Origin of the sequence: Desulforegula conservatrix Mb1Pa (assembly GCF_000426225.1) — a bacterium.
Lineage (GTDB): Bacteria > Desulfobacterota > Desulfobacteria > Desulfobacterales > Desulforegulaceae > Desulforegula > Desulforegula conservatrix.
This window is the reverse complement of record NZ_AUEY01000017.1, coordinates 1-19,638: the sequence shown is the minus strand read 5'-3', so window position 1 is coordinate 19,638 and position 19,638 is coordinate 1. Positions and strand designations below refer to the sequence as shown.

Genomic DNA, 19,638 nt, shown 5'->3' with positions numbered 1-19,638 from the left:
ATTAAGAGCATAGTACGCTCTAATTCTACGAATCGGTCTTTTTTAAAGACCAGGCACCAACGTACAGCTCTTTGGATTCTTCGCCGGATTCTTCGCCATGCGGCGCTATTTTCCATATCCAGGAATCTTCATATTCCGGCAGGACAACGCCATGAATCGTAGACCCTTTTTCACTTATGTCCCCATTTTTGTTTTTTCTGATAAATTCATGGTCAGAAATCATGCATACATTGCAAGGCAATGAAAAAAGCCATGATATATGGGATTCGATTATGCCCCGGCACCAGTTTTCAATCTTTGATTCATCTGCATCAGGCATATTTTTAATTGTATAAAGATGAGGAATTACCGAAAGCTGTGAGAGAATATTAAGGGAAACCACAAGTATTGATTCTGCATCATTATCAATGAAAGCATCGGGCAGGGTAGGCTTAGAAGCCGGAAAATCCATGATTCCATTTTTGATGTTCAGGAAAAGAGCCTCCGCAGTGTTTGTTGTGTCATATTCTAAAAGGCTAACATTATTATATTTTTTTGCGACTCTTCTTGTTTCGGGAAGATGGATAATGTCAGCAAGAATCACTTCCCTGAAAAGAAGCGATAGCTTTTTAAGCGGAACATCAAGCAGCAGGCCTGAGCCTATGATAATGATTTTTTGTCTGTTTTTGATTTTCCCGGAAGCAGATAATATGAATTTTTTTGATTTTTCAAGGTGGTGGTGCCATGAAGCCTTGTTGCGCCTGTATCTTTCCCTCATCGCAATAGCTTCGTACAGGTAGCCCATGTGTCTAATATGCTTAGGACAAGGGGTAGTAAAATATGTAAGAAGTTCCTTCAGCATTTATTTCTGACTTTCAATTAGAACCATTTCCTCTTCCTGAAAAAGGTTATCATTACTGCTACTGTAAGAATCATGATAACCCATAGACCTTCATATCCGTATTTAAGCTTCAGTTCAGGCATGTTTTCAAAATTCATCCCGTAGATTCCAACCATGAAAGTAAGTGGGATGAATAAAGTTGAAATTACTGTGAGTACGCGCATGACTTCATTCATTCTGTTGCTTGTGCTTGAAAGATAAATGTCAAGGGCGCTGCCGAGCATATCCCTCATCATTTCAATGGATTCGATAACTTGGACAGAATGTTCATAAACGTCACGCAGAAAAACATCTGTGGATTCTTCTATAAGACTTGATTCAGTTTTTTGCAGACCGTTGACCAGTTCTCGAACAGGCCACAGAGCTTTTCTGAGATGAATCATGTCTCTTTTTGCTCTGTGGATGGACGAGAGAACTTCCGGGCTGGGATTACCGATCACCTGTTCCTGAAAATCTTCAATTTTTTCTCCTATTTCCTCAAGAACGACAAAATAATTATCAACTATAGCATCAAGCATGCAGTAAGCCAGATAATCGGCGCCCGATTTTCTTAACCGACCTTTTGAGGTTCGTATTCTATCCCTTATAGGGTTGAATGTATTTCCCGTGCTTTCCTGAAAAGAGAGAAGGAAGTCTTTCCCAAGAATAAGGCTTATTTGTTCTGAAATAATTTGATGGGACTCAGGCTCAAGATAGATCATTTTTAGGACAATATAGATATAATCTCCGTAGTCCTCCATGCGAGGCCTCTGGGCTGTGCTCAGGATATCTTCCAGAACCAGAGGGTGAATGCCAAAAACATCCTGAATCTGCTGGAATTGTGTAACGTCATGAAGTCCCACCATATTGATCCAGCTTATGGATGGTGTTACGAGCGCTTCCCTGCAATCCTCTATTGATTCTACTTTGCGCTCGGTAAAGCTGTTCTCGGTATAATCAATGAGATTGATAGAGACGTATTCAACAAGTTTTTCTCCGATGTGTATCAAGCTTCCAGGCGGAAGCCCTGCTTTTGTCCGCTGTGACTTTCTGTTCCTGCTCATAAACTTGATCCTGTCAGTGTCTTTTTCGGGCATGATTCATGACTCGAAGGGATGCGATGTCATTTCAGGATTTATACCCTATTTTTCTTAAGAGTGCCTTTCTTTCCGCGATTTTATTTTCATCCTCAATGCCTCTTGTACGAAAACCGTCAATGACGCCCATGATGCCACGGCCCTGATCTGTCTCGGCAATAATAATCTCTACCGGATTTGCTGTCGCGCAGAAAATGCGGCAGACTTCAGGAATCATCTTTATGGTATTCAGTATATTGAGCGGATAAAAGCCATCACCAAGGAATACGATGAAGCTGTGACCTGCGGATATGGCGCTCGCATTTTTCTTTGCGAGTTCTATCATGTCAGGATCAGTTCCTGACCACCTGACAAGACAATCGCCTGATGCTTCACAAAATGCCAGCCCGAACTTGATGCCGGGAACTGCACAGACAAGTGCTTCATGTATGTCTTCCACTGTCTTGATGAAATGGGATTGGCCAAGAATGAAATTGACTGTTTCAGGCTTTTCTATTGAAATAATAATGGTTTTCATATTTTTCTCCGGTTTGATTTATTACAGATGATTCCTTCTTTAGCAGCTCGCAAAACGGCCAAAAAGCTTCGTTATTATGTTGGTTGACCCTTTTCTCGCTTTAGCAAGCTTTGTCGGCGTTATAAAAATCTGATCATCTGAGACTTTATCTTGTGTTTAATAAGGGACAGTATTGTAAAATCACACGCGTTTGGGTTCTATCAAGGAATTGAATTCATGATTTTTTAGCAGTTCTTTAATTATTTATCCAGCAGCGCTTTTAAGTGAAGAGGTTTTTCCATGCTTAAGCTTCTTCGGTGATGAGTTTATAATTAAAGTTAGGTCTAACTTTATGGTGTACAAAGCCTGTTCTTTTTGGTAGTAGATATTATTTTTAACGTTAGCGTAAACTTTAATAAAAACAGGGGGAATCATGGCTGAATGGATTGCTGACAAGCGTGATGTGGCATTTGTAATTCATGAACAGTTTGAGGCTGGAAGACTGTCTGATCATAAGATTTTTGAGGATTTCAGCAAAAAGACCGTTGATCTTGTTTTAAAAGAAGTTCGTAATCTGGCAATCAAGGAAGTTTTGCCCACAAATCATGAAGGTGATAAACAGGGTTGCCAGCTTGATAATGGCAAAGTTTCAATACCTGATTCATTTCCGAGGATATGGGAGATGTACAGATCCGGCGAGTGGCTTGCAATGTCCGAATCATCCGAATGGGGTGGCCAGGGAATGCCGCAGATTCTGGCATCTGCCGCCACAGAATATCTTAACGGTGCGAACATGGCTCTTTTTATGTATGTCGCTCTGACCCACGGCGCTGCCCATCTTATAGAGACATTCGGAACTCCTGAACAGAAATCTACCTATGTTAAAAAAATGTATACCGGTCAATGGAGCGGCACCATGCTTCTCACAGAAGCCGGAGCAGGATCTGACGTGGGCGCTCTTGAGACAAGGGCTATTCCCCAGCCAGATGGTACTTATAAAATAGAAGGCAACAAGATTTTCATATCAGGCGGCGAGCATGATATGGTTGAGAATATAATTCACCCTGTTCTTGCCCGCATTGAAGGTGCTCCAAAAGGAACAAAAGGCATTTCGCTTTTCATAGTCCCAAAATACAGGGTCAATCATGACGGTTCCCTCGGTGCTTTCAACGATGTTGTCTGCACGGGTATCGAGCATAAAATGGGAATTCACGGCAACTGCACATGTTCGCTCGCCCTTGGAAGCAAAGGCGAGTGTGTTGGCTATCTTCTTGGAGAAGCCAACAAAGGCATGAAGGTCATGTTCCAGATGATGAACGAAGCCCGTTTGTATGTAGGGGTTCAGGGCCTGTCATTGGCTTCCAGCGCATATCTCAATGCAGTTAATTATGCCAGGGAAAGAATCCAGGGGCCGAATATGCTCAAGGCTTTTGAAGGCGACCTGTCCGGCGTTCCAATCATCCAGCATCCTGATATCAGGCGTCAGCTCATGACTATGAAGGCGTATGTGGAAGGCATGCGCAGTCTTATTTATTATGTTGGTTTCTGCTTTGACCAGATAAAAATCCAAAAAGATGAAGCCAGAAAAGATGAACTTAACGGAATCATAGACATACTGATTCCTGTTGCGAAAGGGTATGTGAGCGATAAGGCCTTTGAAGTCTGTTCAACCGGTATGCAGGTTTATGGTGGTTACGGATTTGTTGAGGAGTATCCACAGGCCCAGCTCATGCGCGACTGCCGCATCACCATGATTTATGAGGGAACCAACGGAATTCAGGCAATGGATCTTTTGGGCAGAAAGCTTGGTATGAAGAAGGGTAAACCCATGATGGATCTTCTTGCAGAAATTCAGATAGTCATAGCCAGGGCCAAGGCTGTTGATTCTCTTGTGCCGCTTGCGAATGATCTTGAAGTTGTGCTTGCCAAGCTTGGCGAGGCCATGATGCATATGGGCAAGATAGCGATGAGTCCGGACGTAATGAATGCGTTTGCGTTTGCTCATCCCTTGCTTGAGGCCATGGGTGATGTTGTCATGGGGTGGATGCTTCTGTGGCGAGCAGTGGTTGCGGAAAAAGCCATTATTGCCGATAAAAAGGATGCTGTTTTTTATAAGGGTCAGATAAATTCTGCCCGTTTTTTCATTGAAACGGTTCTTCCTGTAACTCACGGGAAGATCAGGGCCATACTTAAAACTTCCAATGCAGCCATGAGCATGGATGAGGCTGCATTTACATCCTGATTACTGAATAAGCTTAAGCTCAACTTATTGTGTGGTTAGTTGGCTTGGATCAAGCTCCGGAGACGTTTTCTTTGTCTCCGGAGTTTTTTGCGTTTTTATTGAACCCCAAATACTAATTTAAAAATGTAATTACTTTGGAATTTCACTCAGAGGTAATCCCAGCGCTTCCGCAACACTTTTCCCGTAAGCAGGATCAGCTTTTAGGCAGTTACCAATATGTCTGATCTTTATTTCTTTTGGAGCATCTCCCATAGCCCTTGCCGTGTTGGCGAAAAGAACAGCTTTCTGCTGATCGCTCATCAAATTGAAAAGTTTTCCAGGCTGGGAATAGTAATCTGTGTCTTCTCTGTGATTCCAGTGATCAGCTGCTCCTTCGAGGCTCAGCGGTGGTTCTGAAAAATCGGGTTGTTCCTGCCATTTGCCATAGCTGTTTGGTTCGTATCCAATGGTGCTGCCGTGGTTTCCGTCAACTCTCATTGAACCGTCACGATGATAGCTGTGGAAAGGACATCTTGCAGAATTTACAGGAATTAGGTGATGATTGACTCCGAGCCTGTAGCGCTGGGCGTCTCCATAAGAAAACAGTCGACCCTGAAGCATCTTGTCAGGAGAAAAACCTATGCCTGGAACTATATTGGCAGGATTAAACGCCGACTGCTCGACTTCTGCAAAATAGTTTTCAGGATTTTTGTTCAGTTCAAGAATTCCGACTTCAATGAGTGGGTAATCCTTGTGGGGCCAGACCTTGGTGAGATCAAATGGATGATAAGGGCATGTGGCTGCTTCTTTTTCGGGCATTATCTGAATGAACATCTTCCATTTCGGGAAATCGCCTTTTTCAATGCTTTCAAATAGATCGCGCTGATGACTTTCCCTGCATTTGCCGACAATCGCTTCGGCTTCTTCATCTGTCAGATTTTTTATTCCCTGCTGGGTTTGAAGATGAAATTTTACCCAAAATCTTTCATTTTTGGCATTTATCAAGCTGAATGTATGGCTTCCGAATCCGTGCATGTGGCGGTATGATGCAGGTATTCCTCTATCGCTCATGACTATCGTCACCTGATGAAGGGCTTCGGGGAGTGATGTCCAGAAATCCCAGTTGTTTTTTGCGCTTCGCATATTTGTTTTTGGGTCACGTTTTACAGCATGATTTAGATCCGGGAATTTAAGCGGGTCGCGCAGAAAAAATACCGGGGTGTTGTTGCCCACAAGATCCCAGTTGCCTTCCTCTGTATAGAATTTTATGGCAAATCCTCTGATGTCTCGTTCTGCGTCAGCAGCGCCTCGTTCCCCCGCAACCGTTGAAAATCGGACAAACAGATCTGTCTTTTTACCAATTTCAGAGAAGATTTTAGCCTTTGTATACTTGCTTATGTCTTTGGTAACCGTAAAAGTACCGTATGCTCCCGAACCCTTTGCGTGCATTCGGCGTTCAGGAATAACTTCCCTGTCAAAATGGGCAAGCTTTTCAAGAAACCATACATCCTGAAGAAGCATGGGGCCGCGGGGGCCTGCAGTCATAGAATTCTGGTTGTCAGGCACGGGCGCTCCAGCGTTCGTGGTTAGTTTTTTGTCGCTCATGGTTTCTCTCCTTGTTGAAGCGGTTGATGAAAGAGACACAAAATACAAAAGCGGAAAGATGATTTATTTGATCTGAAAGAATCGAGTCCGGTAATCTGGCGTATAAAATGTTCGGATGAAATATTGCCGAAAATCCGGCCCGGAGTTTAGGGAGCTTTATAAAAATATCAGTTGTTTATCGTCGTAATGAAACTTCCCGTGCTTAAAGGCAAAAGTACCGGTATTGTTGGTTTTTAAGCAGGGTCAAGGATTCGAGCTTTTGCTCTATAAATATTTCTGACAAGGTCGCAAAAAGTCCTGTTTTCTTCATTCAGGCGGGGTCTGTCCCTGTGAAAACCAGGAGCCTGAATACAGAAGTGTCTGAAAATGCTGGATGCCGGATATAGTCCGACATGACTCCGCCGCCTTTTTTTGACTTTTTGCGAAAACATCAATTTTGATTGTGTAAAATATTGAATTGGGACAGATCTTTGAAATTGAAGAAATAATATAGCCCGTAATGACAGCGGATGTCAACCTGGCATTAATACTGTGTGTTGTTGGGGATAACCGATGCGCCTGAACTCAGGAGCATCGGTTATGTCTTGCGGCCGTGGGACATTAATCCTGTAAAGAACTATTATTTCTGGTCTGTGTCTTTTAGTGTTTTTTCCAGGATTCCTGGCTTTTTACACGGGTATTCTTTCTGGAAACAGGCCATTATTTAGTCTCTTTCCCTGATTAATTTGGTGAAGGGATAATTTGAAGTTCATGGTTTTTAAGATTGACAACATCGCAAAAAGTCCGGTTACCGTCATTCCGGCGCAGGGCGGAATCCGGAAATGTCTTAAAATGCTGGATGCCGGATCAAGTCCGGCATGACGCCGCCGCCTTTTTGCGAGGCTATCAAAATTATTCTGTAGCAGGTTTATCCTGCATATCTGGTTACGCTGGATGGAAAAGCCATGCACGGCTTTTCGGTTTTTTCGAGTTCTGCCCATCCGGAATCCCAGTTGGATTTCTTGTCTTTTCTTTGTGTCTTGGCCATTGATAAATTTGCAAGTGCCGAGGCAATTTTTATTCTTGTTTCAGATGGTTTGATCATGGTTTCTCCGAATCCAGAATAATCAGGAACCCTGCTTTTTGAAAAAAGAAATTCCATGCTTTGTATTTTTTGCTTGTGCCTTCTTGGTGATTTAGCAGGAACCCCCTTTTTCTTTGCCGATTCATTTTCGCAGCTTACCGGGCTTTCAGTTCCGTCATTTATAGGCGATGGCCATGCAAAAACAGCGTCAGCTCCAAGGTGTTTTGATGAGAAAGGAATGTTTTCCCCAGCCCATGCTTTTCTGGTTATAAGCAGTATCTTGGGTACGGTCGCAGCTGAATAGCTCCAGAGAAGCTTTGCTCCGTGTCTTATATTTTCATCCCAATCATGGCCGTATCCCGACAAGAAACCTGGGGCCTCGGTGATTGATATAATGGGGATGTCTATTGTGTCGCAGAACCGTATGAATTTGGCTGCTTTGTCTGCTATTCCCGAATCTATGAGGCCTGAAGGGAAAAAAGGTTGATTTGCGATTATACCTACGGGATTTCCGCCTATCCTTGCAAAGCAGATTATCATGCTTGCAGTACAGCTTGCCGGAGCCTTGAAAATAATACCTTTATCAACAATTGAGGTTATTATTGTCCTCATGTCATAAGGTGCGCCCTGGTTTTCAGGGATGAATGCGTCCAGTTCAGGGCAAAGCCTTGATAAACTGTCATCGTCAAAGGATGATGGGGTTTTTGTGCTTTGACTTGGTGATATGAATGTCATGAGCGTTTTTATGCAATCAATTGTGGATAAGCCTTTTCCGAATGAAAACTGTCTCCATCTGTCTATCTCAAGCATATCTGTTTTGTTCATGGCTTCTATGTCAAGAAAGTATTCAGGGATTTCATTTGCTATGAGACCAAGTTCGCATTTCAGCTTTTTTGCGGCATTGCTGTCCTGGGCTGCGCTTGGCCTTCTGTCCCTTTCTCTGTAAGCATTGATTCTTTCGTTTATCACGATTTTTTTTATTTCCTGAAATACAGCCTCGGAGGATGTCTTTTCAGCCTCGCTCATGTGTTTTCGATATTTTTTGCCCCTGGCCCTTTTTTTTAAAAAACCGACGCTCATCTCTATTTCTCCAATTGTTTTTCCGGGATAATTTATGCCGGAATAAAATTTATTAAACTTAATGAATATTCCAATTTCAAATCAAAGATATTTATCGTTTCAAGGTTTCTTTGGCCGCTTATTCAGCTCGTGTGTCGCCGCCATTTTTTCTTTGATTTGAAAATGGAATACGCTTTGCTTGTTTTTTTTGATTCTGTTTCCCGAACCGGTTATTGGGTTTAGCATTTTTCGTGCCCGGCTTTATTTTTATGATAGTGTCAATGTTTTCAAGCTTTTCGGCCCTGTTCAGGACAATTTTGTCTCGTTTTATGGGTAATTGTTGGACATATTTGTCGTTATCCATGGTTTGTCCCGGATCAGGCAGGATAATAACTAAAAACCCGCAAAAGCTGTTTTCAGGCTTCTGCGGGTTTTTGATTCTACTATATTTTATTTATGCTCCTGCTCCTGATGGCAGGCTTGTGCTGGAACCAGTTTTTCTGTTGGCTATGCTGCGGCTGAGAAAGGTGAATACTGCCGCTGTCATGAGCATTGATATGACAATGAGGTAAGACAGCTGCGGCATACCCACATCTTTTACAAATCCGTTGATCCAGGGCATTACAAGGCCGGCTGTTCCCCATGCTGTGAAGAGGATTCCATAGTTCAGGCCAAAATTTTTGACACCGAAATAATCTTTGGTAACCGCCGGGAACAGAGCGAGATTCGAACCAAAGTTGGCTCCTATCAGTGCAACCAGGGTCATCATGATAAATGCGTTTGAGCTCCATGCAGCTCCGCTTGTGGCAAGATACATGCAGAATACAACCAGGGACTGAAGAACGCATGAGCAGAAGATTGTCCACTGGCGGCCTATTATATCTGATACTATACCTGCAAGAACTCGTCCGCCCGCATTTCCGCATGCCAGTACAACAACCGCAAAGAATGCATATTCACCGAGTGTTTTTTTGCCGAGCTCCTGTGCTACGCTGATAAACATGAGACCTGCTGCCGAACCTGCAAAGTACATGAACCACAGAAGATAAAACTGGGATGTACTCATCATTTCTTTCCACGCGAAATCTTTTTTGTCAGTTGCTTTCAGCGACGTTGCTGCTGCGGCAACCTTGGCTGCATTGCTGACAGGCGGATTTGTCAGCATCTGGGAGAGTGCTACTATTATTATTGGGAAGGCGATTGCATAGACAAGCATGGTCATTGAAACGCCTTTTTCAACAATTGTATTGCCTGTCGAGCTGTCAATGATGGTTGTCTGAAACAATGCAAGCAGTTTTGATGTCAAGGGCGCGATTATGACCGGTGAAAGTCCGAACCCTGCCACGACTATGCCTGCTATCATGCCTGTCTTAGCTGGAGGAAACCATTTGACGGCCGGAGGTGTCGCAGAAGCATAGCTTGCACCCATGCCGATGCCGCCAAGAACTCCAAATCCAACCACAAAACCGGCAAGGCTCGAGCCTGAAAAATAACAGACAAGGAAGCCAAGGCCTATCAGAATTCCTCCCACCGTTGAAACTATTTTAGGGCCTATCTTGTCCTGTAGTCTTCCTGCCGGAATCATGGCTATTGTTATGGCTATGCAGATAACGGAGAACGGCAGGGCCTTGTCCGCGTTGCTCCAGCCCCATGCTTCGGGGATGCCCCCCCTGACTACGCTCCAGGCATAAAGAAATCCCATGGTTAGATTTATGCACACGCCTGCCAGAACTACTATCCAGCCACTTTTTGAAGAATTTTCCATACCTGCCTCCCCGGATTGTGGTTTTTTTGATTTTTATGCACTTGGACGGCGGTCCGAAATATCCATGCGATCTGCTTGCAGAGCGCAGCCAGCGGATGTGTTCATCATATGCCGTCGTAATGCCTGAGTTTTTTATTTCGCTGCTTCCAGTATCATTGCCATTCCCATGCCCCCGCCTATGCACATTGAAACAAGGCCTGTGGCATAATTTTTTCTTTTCATTTCATGGATCATTGTGACTACCTGGCGTGCGCCGGTGCATCCGATGGGATGTCCCAGAGAAATACCGCTTCCAAGCGGGTTTGGTGCTTCATAATCAATTCCGAGTTCGATCATGCAGCCTATTGCCTGGGATGCAAACGCCTCGTTCAGCTCAATCATGTCTATGTCATTCAGCGCCATTCCGGTCTGCTTGAGAACCTTGCGTATGGCCGGAACCGGGCCTAATCCCATATAAGCCGGATCAAGGCCGCCTGAGGCAAAGCCCTTGATTATTGCCAGGGGGTGAAGATCAAGCTCTGCTGCTTTCTGGCGGCTCATGATCAGAACAGATGCTGCTCCGTCATTGATTCCCGAAGCATTGCCTGCGGTTACAGAGCCATCTTTTTTGAAGGCCGGCTTCATTTTGCCAAGCGCCTCAATGCTTGTCTCCATTGGTCTTTCATCTGTATCAATTACGATTTCGCCTTTCCTGGCCTTGATCTTGACAGGCGCGATCTCATCCTTGAAAAGACCGTTTCTGATTGCAGAAAGTGCTCTTTCGTGGCTGATATACGCGAGTTTGTCCTGATCAGCCCTTGATATGGAATATTTTGCGGCAATATTTTCGGCAGTTATTCCCATGTGATAACCGTAGAAAATTTCATACAGGCCATCAAAAACCATGAGGTCGTAAACTTTGCCGACGCCGGTCAATTCCATCCTATGTCCCCATCTTGCCTGTTTCAGCGCAAGGGGCGCATTGCTCATGCTTTCCATTCCACCAGCCACAACAACATCTGCCTGTCCTGTCATTATTGACTGGGCCGCAAGAGCGATTGCCTTCAGCCCGGAACCGCACACCTTGTTTATCGTAAAAGCAGGCGTTTCCTTGTTGACTCCTGCGCTGATCATTGCCTGACGTGCTGTATTCTGGCCAAGACCTGCCTGGAGAACATTGCCCATGATAACTTCATCAACATTAACCGGCTTGAGGAACGGTTCCCAAGAATTATGATCATGTTCGAGCTGGATCTTGCCTATTCCCTTGAGTGCATCAGGTGCATATTTCATGGTTGCAGCGTCGGCCTCAGGTTTTACACCGGCTTTTTTCATGGTTTCACGGATTACAAGTGAACCAAGATCAATAGCCCCGACATCTTTAAGGGATCCGCCAAATGCTCCGATTGCCGTTCTTGTTCCTGCCACTATTACTGCGTCGTTCATTTCAACCATCCGTTATTTTTTTGTTCTGATTTGCAGGGAAAGTATTTTGCTCTTTCCCTGCATTGGTTCATTGCAGCTCTTTTTTATTTTCCGCCGAATCCGTCTTCGGATATTTCAACAGCCGCTCCGTCGCACATGTCAATCGCAGCGAGTCTTCCTTTTGCAACAGGAAGCACATAGCGGATGAAGAATCTTGCTGTGTCGATCTGGCCTTTGTAGAAAGCCAGGTCTTTTCCGGCTGCTCCGAGTTTCTGGGCCGCTGTTGCAGCTCTCCAGAGAAGCATCCATGCCATTGAAAGATCTCCTGTGCATTCAAGGAAAGGATGGGTGTATCCATAAGCGCTCAGAATTTTGTCAGATGCAGTATTCTGGGCAAGGGTGGCAGCAGACTTCATGTATGTGTCGAGGTACTCCTGGAGTTCTTTTGCAAGCTCTTCAGTACCTTTTGTTGCGGCTGCTTTTGTGATGGTTTTTTTGATTTCTTCAAGGAAGGCCATGAAAGGCTTTCCTTTTTTCATGCCCATTTTTCTTCCGACAAGGTCAATGGACTGAATTCCGTTTGTTCCTTCGTAGATCATGAATATTCTGGAGTCTCTGAGGAGCTGGGCCACAGGATATTCTTCAATAAAGCCATAGCCGCCGTAGACCTGAACGCCGTGACTGCACATCTCAAAGGCCTTGTCAGTGATGTATCCCTTTATTATCGGAGTCAGAATTTCGAGCATTTCCGACATAGCGGCTTTTTCTTCTTCTGTTGCAGCATTCTTTTCAAGATCCTGGCACAGGCCGCCGTAATAGATAAGGCTGCGCATGCCTTCAACATGGGCCTTCATGATCATGAGCTGGCGCCTTACGTCAGGATGCTGGATGATTGGCGCAGGGCCTGCCGTAGCAGGTGCTGTCATGTGCTTGGTCTGGATTCTCTGTCTCGCGTATTCGAGTGCGTACATATAGGATGCCGAAGCATTGGCAAATCCCTGGAGACCAACCATCTGGCGGGCTTCGTTCATCATTACGAACATCGCTGCCATGCCTTTGTTTTCTTCACCAAGAAGAGTTCCTATGCAGTTTCCGCTTCCGCCAAGAGTAAGTGAGCATGTGCAGTTTCCATGAAGCCCCATCTTGTGCTCGATGCCTGTGCATACTACATCGTTGAACTCGCCGAGTGAGCCGTCTGCGTTTACCCTGAATTTTGGAACAAGAAAGAGGGATATGCCCCTTGTGCCTGCCGGCGCGCCTTCAAGTCTGGCAAGAACAGGATGGATGATATTGTCCACCATGTTATGCTCGCCGCCTGATATGAAAATCTTGTTTCCAGTGATGCTGTATGTCCCGTCAGGGTTTTTCTTGGCTGTTGATGTGAGTGCGCCTACGTCAGAGCCTGCTTCAGGTTCTGTAAGGAGCATGGTTCCTGACCACTTTCCTGAAAGCATGTTTCCAAGATAGGTTTTTTTCTGTTCCTCTGTTCCAAAGTGTTCGACAAGTCTCGCTGCGCCGTGGCTGAGCATGTGAAAAAGCATGAATGAGTTGCACGCGCCGTAAAAATATTCATTTGCCGCCATTGCAACAAGTTTTGGCGCGCCCTGTCCGCCCCATTCAGGATCATCTGTCATGGCAAGCCATTCACCAGCCATATATGAAGCAAAAACCTTGTGATAAGCTTCAGGTACCGTGACTTTTCCTGCGTCAAATACGCATCCGTCATCCGAGATCTTCTGAAGAGGCAGTATTTCCTTTATTGCCAGATTTCTGGCTTCAGAAACTATGAGGTCTATGGTTTTTTTATTAAAAGATGAATACGCGCTGTATTTTGCAAGTGATGCAGCTTCAAACTGTTCATGAAGTACAAATTCCACATCTCTTTTGTCTGCTATTAGCTGAGCCATTTTTGTTTAATTCCTTTCTTTGGTTCGTGTCTTTGATTTGGGCTGCTTCGGTTAAACGCTGTTCATTGTTATTTGTTGTTTTAAGGGCTGAGTCTGCTGGTGCCCGACTCCTGACCGGCTGCAGCCACTTGCTGCCGGTCAGGATTTGAGGGGATTTTGCAGGTATCGCCCTTTAGGCCTTTGCCGCCGTCTGCCTTCCTGGTTCTTGTTTGAGGAGTGCAGAGATCTTGCTTTTGAAATTTTATTAAGAATTATTTATAGGGCTTTTCCATTCTCAGACCCTGGACTCCTGGTCGGCAGCAGCCACTTGCTGCCGGCCAGGATAATGCGGGGTTTGTGCAGGTATGCCCGTTAGGCCTTCTGATATTCCGTTTTGCATTCAGGGTTTGCTTAATTGTCTGAATGCGATCCGGGATTATGATGCTGCAAGGTAGCGTGCATCGATTTTATTTGATTTTGTCCATATGCCCATTCTTTCGGCATCTCTGACGAGTTCATCCCTGAAATCAGGATGAGCTATGCTTATGAGTGCTTCGGCTCTTTCCCAGGTTGACTTGCCCTTGAGATTGATTATTCCGAACTCGGTGACAACATAGTTTGTTATGGTTCTTGGCAGGGTGACAATTGTGCCTGTTTCAAAAGCAGGTCTTATTCTTGATTTGAGCTTTCCATCCTTGCCTTTTGTGGTTGCTGTAAGGCATATGAATGATTTTCCGCCAAGTGAATGGTAAGCGCCGTAAGCGAAGTCAAACTGTCCGCCTGTGCCTGTGATGTGTCTGTTTCCTGATGATTCAGAAGAGACCTGGCCGAAAAGATCCAGCTCGAGGGCGTTGTTTATGGAAATCACGCCGGGATTGGACGAGATTCGCTGTAGGTTGTTTGTGTAGTCAACCGGATAGCTCGCGCAGCATGGATTGTCATCAAGAAACTCATAAAGCTCTGAACTTCCGAGTGCAAAGGTGTAAACCATTTTACCAGGATCTGTGAGCTTGTTGAGATTGGTGATTTTTCCGGACTTGTACATATCAAGATATGCGTCAGCAAGCATTTCTGTATGCACGCCGAGATTTTTAAGGTCTGATTCGGCTATGAGCTTTCCAACTGCATTGGGCATGCCGCCGATTCCAAGCTGAATGCAGGCGCCATCTTTGATTTCATTAACTATTAGCTCAGCTATTTTTTTGTCAGTGTCTGATATAACAGGGTTTGGAAGTGCAAAAGCCGGAGCGTTGTCTGTTTCAACCACATAGTCAATTTCAGAAATATGAACAGATTCGTGATAGCCGCCGAGGCAGCGTGGCATGGTTTCGCTGACTTCAATGATTACCAGTTTCGCGTTTTCAATGGCTGAACGTGAGCATGAATTGGCTGCTCCGTAGTTGAAATATCCGAATTTGTCCATTGGCCCTGTTCTGAGCATGCATACGTCGACATTGATGTTTCTTCTGTAATGGCTTGGGCCTTCATGGTATACAAACGGAATGAAATGGCATGAGCCGCTGTCGTGGAGTTTTCTTTCTGCGCCGCTGAAGTGCCAGCTGTTATAGATGATTTTGTCGCTACCCTGGCTTGCCGCCGCAACTGCTGATGTTCCAGGGAACGCGAGGGTTCTGATTTTCACGTCTGTGAGGGAATCAATCCTTTTTGCAAGAGCCGCGTCAAGCACTTTTGGCGCGCATAAAAATGCGCCGTAGTCTATCCAGTCACCTGAGCTAACTAATTCAACGGCAGCTTCTGCGGAAAGTTTTTTTGAAGTATATGTTCTTGCGTAGTCCATGATGACCTCCTGTTTGTTTGTCTGTGAAATCCTTTGTTGCTTATATAAACAGCAATACGCGTGCCAAACATGGTTGTCATATGGTAATATATTGATTTTATAAGATATTTATGTTGATGTTGTGTAAAAATAGATGGATTGGGTGTTGTGGCTTTTTGACCACATGGTGAAATGCTTGTTTATGAAATAGCTGTTATTTCAAATATCTGTAGTTGATGTGGTTTTTTGGCCACAATATTGCCCTATTTAATACCAAGCTTCCTCATTTTGGTAAAAAGGGTCTTCCTGTGGATGCCCAAAATCTCCGAAGCCTTGCCTTTATGCCATCTGCAACCCTCAAGTGTCTGTCTGATAATTTCTTTTTCGGCAAAAGCCATGGCTTCTTCAAGGTGCAGGCCCTTCGGAATTTCGGGGATTGCGGATTGCTTGGTCAGAAGCTGTGCCTCTGGTTCTGAAAGCAAGGACTGGAAAAAATCAAGATTGCCAATGGTGGCATACCTTTTGATCACGTTTTCAAGTTCCCTCACATTGCCGGGCCAGGGATAACGCATGAATGTTTCAAGAATATTTCCTGTAATATGAGGAGGGTTTTGGCTGCCCTCGAAACGGGATATGAAATGTTCGATAAGAAGAGGAAGGTCTTCCTTTCTTTCCCTTAAAGAAGGAAGATGAATGGGTATTACGTGAACCCTGTAAAAAAAGTCCTGCCGCATTTCGCCCTGCTTGACAAGATCCTTGAGATTTCTGTTTGTGGCGGCAACAATTCTTAGGTTTGGGTGTTTTACCATATTGTCACCAACTGGGGTGTATCCGCCACCTTCGATGGCTCTCAAAAGCTTAACCTGCATGCCCAGGCCTATTTCTCCTATTTCATCCAGAAAAAGAGTTCCGCCGTCAGCAATGTCAAGATATCCGGGCTTGTCCCTGTTGGCGCCTGTGAAGGCCCCTTTTTTATAACCGAAGAATTCGCTTTCTATGATGTTCTCGCTTATGGCTCCGCAATTGACTGGAACGAATCTCTGGCCTTTGCGGTCGCTCATGTGATGAATCGCCCTAGCGACCAATTCCTTGCCGGTTCCTGATTCACCCTGAATTATGACATGCGCGTTGGATGTGGCGGCCTTCAGGATAAGTTCGTAGACAGACTGCATTGCCGGACTTTTGCCTATTATTTCTCCAAATTTATAACGTTCCTTGATTGATGATCTAAGTCTTCTGTTTTCATCACTCAGCACGTCAGCCTTTTTTGCCAGAGCTTCTTCAGCGAGTTTGCGTTCAGTGATGTCTATAAGAATGGTCTGGATTCTTTCGACCTTCCCGTCTATCTGTCTTACCGGAGTTCTTGTGAATGAAAACCATTTGTCATCAAGCGGACTTTTTATTTCCCTTCTTACAGTTCCGCCTGTGAGAACCCTTGTCTGTCCGCACCAACCACAAGGCTGATCAAGGCCGTGAATAATCTTGTAGCATGGTGCGTTTGCGGCCCCTATGCCAGCTCTTTCCCTGACTGTCTTGTTCATGAAGAGAATGTTGTAGTTAGGGTCAGAAATATAAATCAGTCCGTCAAATGCCTCGATAATTGCCGAAAGCCTTGATTCGCTCTCTTTCAGTTGTTCTTCGGCCAAAACCTTTTTGGTTATGTCATTGAAGGAGGCAATGGATTGCAGTGAACCCGGAATCATGCCAACCTTCATGTCGATATATCTAAGCCTTCCACTTCTGTCTATGATTCTGCATTCGTATTCAGTCGGTATCCCGGATTCTTTTTTGCGTCTTCCGAAATGGTATTTCTGCATCCTTTCATTATCCTGGGGAGCAATGAACTGCGACCATTTCATATTGTTTTCCACCTCTTCCCTTGTGTAGCCTGTCATCTCAAGAAGCTTGGCATTGGCGTGAAGTATGGTCATGTCATAGTCAATTATGATTGTTCCCGTGCCCGTATTTTCAAAAACCGAATGGTACATCTCCTCCTGTTTTGCAAGGGCTTCTATTTCATTTTTCTGAATGGTCTTTTCCGCAAGGAAAGCGAGGGTTCTTCCGAGAAGAGTAGCAAGCTCATCAAGCGCGACAATTATTTCCCTGGTTACAGGCTCGCTGCTCTGGGAATATAAAATAAGAATTCCCCTGGGATGGGGCGCCGAGCTTACAGGCAGGGTAACAATCGATTCGTATCCATGCATGACTGCCGCAGACTGCCACTCATGAAAATTCATGTCCGTTGATATCTGGCTTACAACAAATGTCCTGGACTGGCTCCAAGCAACAGCTGCCGGTGATTCAGGGGATGATGAAAGAACAAATCCGGATGCTTCCGGAAAAGGTCTGTCAGACGGGAAAATACTTACCGGCATTACCTTTCCGTTTTCATGGGAAAGTTCTGAGTAAGAGGCGAGGGTAAATGGCCCGTCATCTGTAAGGATTCTGCATATGCCGTCAAGTATGGATTTTGATTGCTGACCTTCGAATATGATCTTTCTGCATTTCGATATCCAGGACGCTGAATTTTTGCTGTTTGATACGTTCATTTAAGATCCGGCCAAAAGGAAATATGAAATATGATTGTAATTCAGGATTGATGGTCCCGCAAAAAGTCAAAAAAAGGCTTCGGCGTCATGCCGGACTTGATACTGTATCTTTGTGTTTTTAGATACTTCTGTATTCAGGCCTGCGCCGGAATGACATGGATAGACTTATTACGAGTTTGCCAGGATTTTATGATTCCTGAATTACACCTTCAGATTAAAGGTAGTACAAAAAAAGCAATAAGGCAATGTCAGGGAAGTATCTAAATTTTTAGGATGTCGCTGCTTGTTTTATGGGGATGTTTGTATTTGGGTGTGTGGGTAGCAGTTAAAAAAAATCAAAAAAGCATATCAATATCACTTATGCATATTTGCTGCCTATTTTTTAAACCTGTAAAAAGATCTGTAGTTGGTTCTGTCTGAGGCATCTTTGAATATGGTATAAAAGTCTGCTGACAGTTCCTCTGCTCCAGCCTTCAATATAAGATGGGTCTCTGAAAAACCGTTGTCCCAGTATGCGTATCCGTATTTTGGGGCGTTGTCTCTTATGGAGTCTCCCAAGACTCTAAGTTCAACAACTCCCCAATCGCAGTCTGATGGGTGGCATTTGCCCCACGCGTGTACTGTCCATCCTCCTTCAGCTTCTGAAATGCTTAGTCTGGTTACGCCGCTGCTTTCATTGTCTATATTGTTCCAGTCTCCGGTGCTGATCTCGTATATGAGAGGGGGAATGCCTGCGGAGGATTTTTTAAGCATTTTATTGGTGGCGCATCCTGTAACGGATAAAATTAGTATGGAAATAAAAAAGATTATCCCTGATTTTTTCATTATGCTTTTATCCTTTCAGGAACATTAGGTATTCATGGACTCACAAAAAAGTCAGAAAATGGCCTTGGCGTCATGCCTGACTTGACAAGGCATCCAGTATTCTTAGATCTTTCTGGATTTCGGTCTGGGCAGGAATGAAGGCAATCGGGTTTATTGCTATCTTGTCAAGATTGTCAAAGCAAGCCTGTAAAATCCCGGGGTTTTTTGTTAAATATCTATTTTCATTCTCATATCTGCCTTTTTAACGAAATCGGGGCATTCAAGCATGGTTGTCATTAGTGACATCAGTCTGTCCATTGTATCATGGCTTAGGACATGTTCCATTTTGCATGCTTCATCTCCTGCTTTTGCTGGGTCAACATGAAGAATGTCAGTCAGGAATTTGAAAAGGATCTTGTGCTTGCGGTTTATTTCTTTGCCTATTGCGCTTCCTTCATCTGTCAGAAAAACATATTCGTATTTTTCATAATTGACGAGTCCACGTTCACTCAGGGTCTTGAGCATACTCGTCACAGATGGCATCTTAACTTTTAGTCTTCCGGCTATATCTTTTACCCTTACGACCTTCTTGTCTATCTCAAGATTGAATATCGTCTCAAGGTAGTCTTCCATTACGGAAGTCAGCGTTTTTGCCGCGGGTTCAGTTGTGGGAATCATTATGTGCATACCCTTGGATTAGGTTTGTCGTTTGCAGGAAGCGCCCGAAAAGTCTAAGGCTGTTCTGCTCATAGTTTTTTCTGATTACCACTCTGCTTCAGCCATAGAAAGCATGGTTGATGGCATGGGTGGAGTCCTAAGAGCAACATAAATCAGTCTGTGAATCATGGACGGCAGATCATATCGGCGATTGAATCTGTACTGAAATTCTGCCAGGTACCGCGGAACATGCTTGCGATTAATTGCATGATAAGTACCTTTGAGCGCATTTTTTAAGTTACCAAGTATTATATTGACCCATTTGAAGGATGGATGCTCTACAGCTGCTTTACCACCTCCAGTAACATGGGGTTCGTGCTGGAAACCAGCGAGCTC

General features: G+C 44.5%; 14 protein-coding genes. 1 reads left to right on the top strand and 13 read right to left on the bottom strand.

Annotation, left to right across the window (positions count from 1 at the left end):
* Positions 1–25 precede the first annotated feature (25 nt).
* From K245_RS0108490 to K245_RS0108480, 3 genes are all read right to left on the bottom strand, one after another.
* Positions 26–841: a hypothetical protein gene (locus K245_RS0108490; protein ID WP_156906746.1), complete on the bottom strand. Its 816-nt coding sequence runs from the start codon at positions 839–841 to the stop codon at positions 26–28.
* 17 nt (positions 842–858) lie between these two features.
* Positions 859–1,923, bottom strand: a complete 1,065-nt coding sequence (gene corA / locus K245_RS0108485; protein ID WP_027358940.1) for a magnesium/cobalt transporter CorA — start codon at positions 1,921–1,923, stop codon at positions 859–861.
* Between the two features lie 64 nt (positions 1,924–1,987).
* Complete coding sequence (locus tag K245_RS0108480; protein WP_027358939.1) at positions 1,988–2,473, bottom strand: adenosine-specific kinase; 486 nt, start codon at positions 2,471–2,473, stop codon at positions 1,988–1,990.
* Positions 2,474–2,885: 412 nt separating this feature from the next.
* Between K245_RS0108480 and K245_RS0108470 the strand changes: the two genes are divergently transcribed.
* A complete protein-coding gene (locus tag K245_RS0108470) occupies positions 2,886–4,694 on the top strand; it encodes an acyl-CoA dehydrogenase (protein WP_027358938.1) in 1,809 nt (602 codons plus the stop codon).
* Positions 4,695–4,823: 129 nt separating this feature from the next.
* Here the strand turns inward: K245_RS0108470 and K245_RS0108465 are convergent, their stop codons facing one another.
* The 10 genes from K245_RS0108465 to K245_RS23650 form a co-directional block, all read right to left on the bottom strand.
* Complete coding sequence (locus K245_RS0108465) at positions 4,824–6,278, bottom strand: catalase (protein WP_027358937.1); 1,455 nt, start codon at positions 6,276–6,278, stop codon at positions 4,824–4,826.
* Between the two features lie 907 nt (positions 6,279–7,185).
* Positions 7,186–8,421, bottom strand: a complete 1,236-nt coding sequence (locus tag K245_RS23670) for a carboxyl transferase domain-containing protein (protein WP_051283991.1) — start codon at positions 8,419–8,421, stop codon at positions 7,186–7,188.
* A 433-nt stretch (positions 8,422–8,854) separates the two neighbouring features.
* Positions 8,855–10,165, bottom strand: a complete 1,311-nt coding sequence (locus tag K245_RS23665) for an L-lactate MFS transporter (RefSeq protein WP_051283990.1) — start codon at positions 10,163–10,165, stop codon at positions 8,855–8,857.
* A gap of 132 nt (positions 10,166–10,297) precedes the next feature.
* On the bottom strand, positions 10,298–11,590 hold the full coding sequence (locus tag K245_RS0108430) for a thiolase family protein (RefSeq protein ID WP_027358934.1): 1,293 nt from the start codon (positions 11,588–11,590) through the stop codon (positions 10,298–10,300).
* Between the two features lie 83 nt (positions 11,591–11,673).
* Positions 11,674–13,476, bottom strand: a complete 1,803-nt coding sequence (locus K245_RS0108425; protein WP_027358933.1) for an acyl-CoA dehydrogenase — start codon at positions 13,474–13,476, stop codon at positions 11,674–11,676.
* Between the two features lie 415 nt (positions 13,477–13,891).
* Positions 13,892–15,253 (bottom strand): acetyl-CoA hydrolase/transferase family protein, encoded by a 1,362-nt coding sequence (locus tag K245_RS0108420; protein WP_027358932.1) that lies wholly within the window; start codon positions 15,251–15,253, stop codon positions 13,892–13,894.
* Positions 15,254–15,495: 242 nt separating this feature from the next.
* Positions 15,496–17,781, bottom strand: a complete 2,286-nt coding sequence (locus K245_RS26490; protein ID WP_051283989.1) for a sigma-54-dependent Fis family transcriptional regulator — start codon at positions 17,779–17,781, stop codon at positions 15,496–15,498.
* A gap of 375 nt (positions 17,782–18,156) precedes the next feature.
* Positions 18,157–18,606 carry a hypothetical protein gene (locus tag K245_RS23655; protein WP_027358931.1) on the bottom strand — a complete coding sequence of 150 codons (450 nt, stop codon included), beginning with the start codon at positions 18,604–18,606 and terminating at the stop codon, positions 18,157–18,159.
* 207 nt (positions 18,607–18,813) lie between these two features.
* Positions 18,814–19,263: a metal-dependent transcriptional regulator gene (locus tag K245_RS0108405; protein WP_027358930.1), complete on the bottom strand. Its 450-nt coding sequence runs from the start codon at positions 19,261–19,263 to the stop codon at positions 18,814–18,816.
* Positions 19,264–19,347: 84 nt separating this feature from the next.
* The coding region (locus K245_RS23650; protein ID WP_035276808.1) for a transposase at positions 19,348–19,638 on the bottom strand (291 nt) is incomplete at its 5' end.

Coding starts and splice junctions, on each gene's coding strand:
- K245_RS0108490 (WP_156906746.1), bottom strand. CDS start 841: ATGCTGAAGGAACTTCTTACATATTTTACTACCCCTTGTCCTAAGCAT.
- corA (WP_027358940.1), bottom strand. CDS start 1,923: ATGAGCAGGAACAGAAAGTCACAGCGGACAAAAGCAGGGCTTCCGCCT.
- K245_RS0108480 (WP_027358939.1), bottom strand. CDS start 2,473: ATGAAAACCATTATTATTTCAATAGAAAAGCCTGAAACAGTCAATTTC.
- K245_RS0108470 (WP_027358938.1), top strand. CDS start 2,886: ATGGCTGAATGGATTGCTGACAAGCGTGATGTGGCATTTGTAATTCAT.
- K245_RS0108465 (WP_027358937.1), bottom strand. CDS start 6,278: ATGAGCGACAAAAAACTAACCACGAACGCTGGAGCGCCCGTGCCTGAC.
- K245_RS23670 (WP_051283991.1), bottom strand. CDS start 8,421: ATGAGCGTCGGTTTTTTAAAAAAAAGGGCCAGGGGCAAAAAATATCGA.
- K245_RS23665 (WP_051283990.1), bottom strand. CDS start 10,165: ATGGAAAATTCTTCAAAAAGTGGCTGGATAGTAGTTCTGGCAGGCGTG.
- K245_RS0108430 (WP_027358934.1), bottom strand. CDS start 11,590: ATGAACGACGCAGTAATAGTGGCAGGAACAAGAACGGCAATCGGAGCA.
- K245_RS0108425 (WP_027358933.1), bottom strand. CDS start 13,476: ATGGCTCAGCTAATAGCAGACAAAAGAGATGTGGAATTTGTACTTCAT.
- K245_RS0108420 (WP_027358932.1), bottom strand. CDS start 15,253: ATGGACTACGCAAGAACATATACTTCAAAAAAACTTTCCGCAGAAGCT.
- K245_RS26490 (WP_051283989.1), bottom strand. CDS start 17,781: ATGAACGTATCAAACAGCAAAAATTCAGCGTCCTGGATATCGAAATGC.
- K245_RS23655 (WP_027358931.1), bottom strand. CDS start 18,606: ATGAAAAAATCAGGGATAATCTTTTTTATTTCCATACTAATTTTATCC.
- K245_RS0108405 (WP_027358930.1), bottom strand. CDS start 19,263: ATGATTCCCACAACTGAACCCGCGGCAAAAACGCTGACTTCCGTAATG.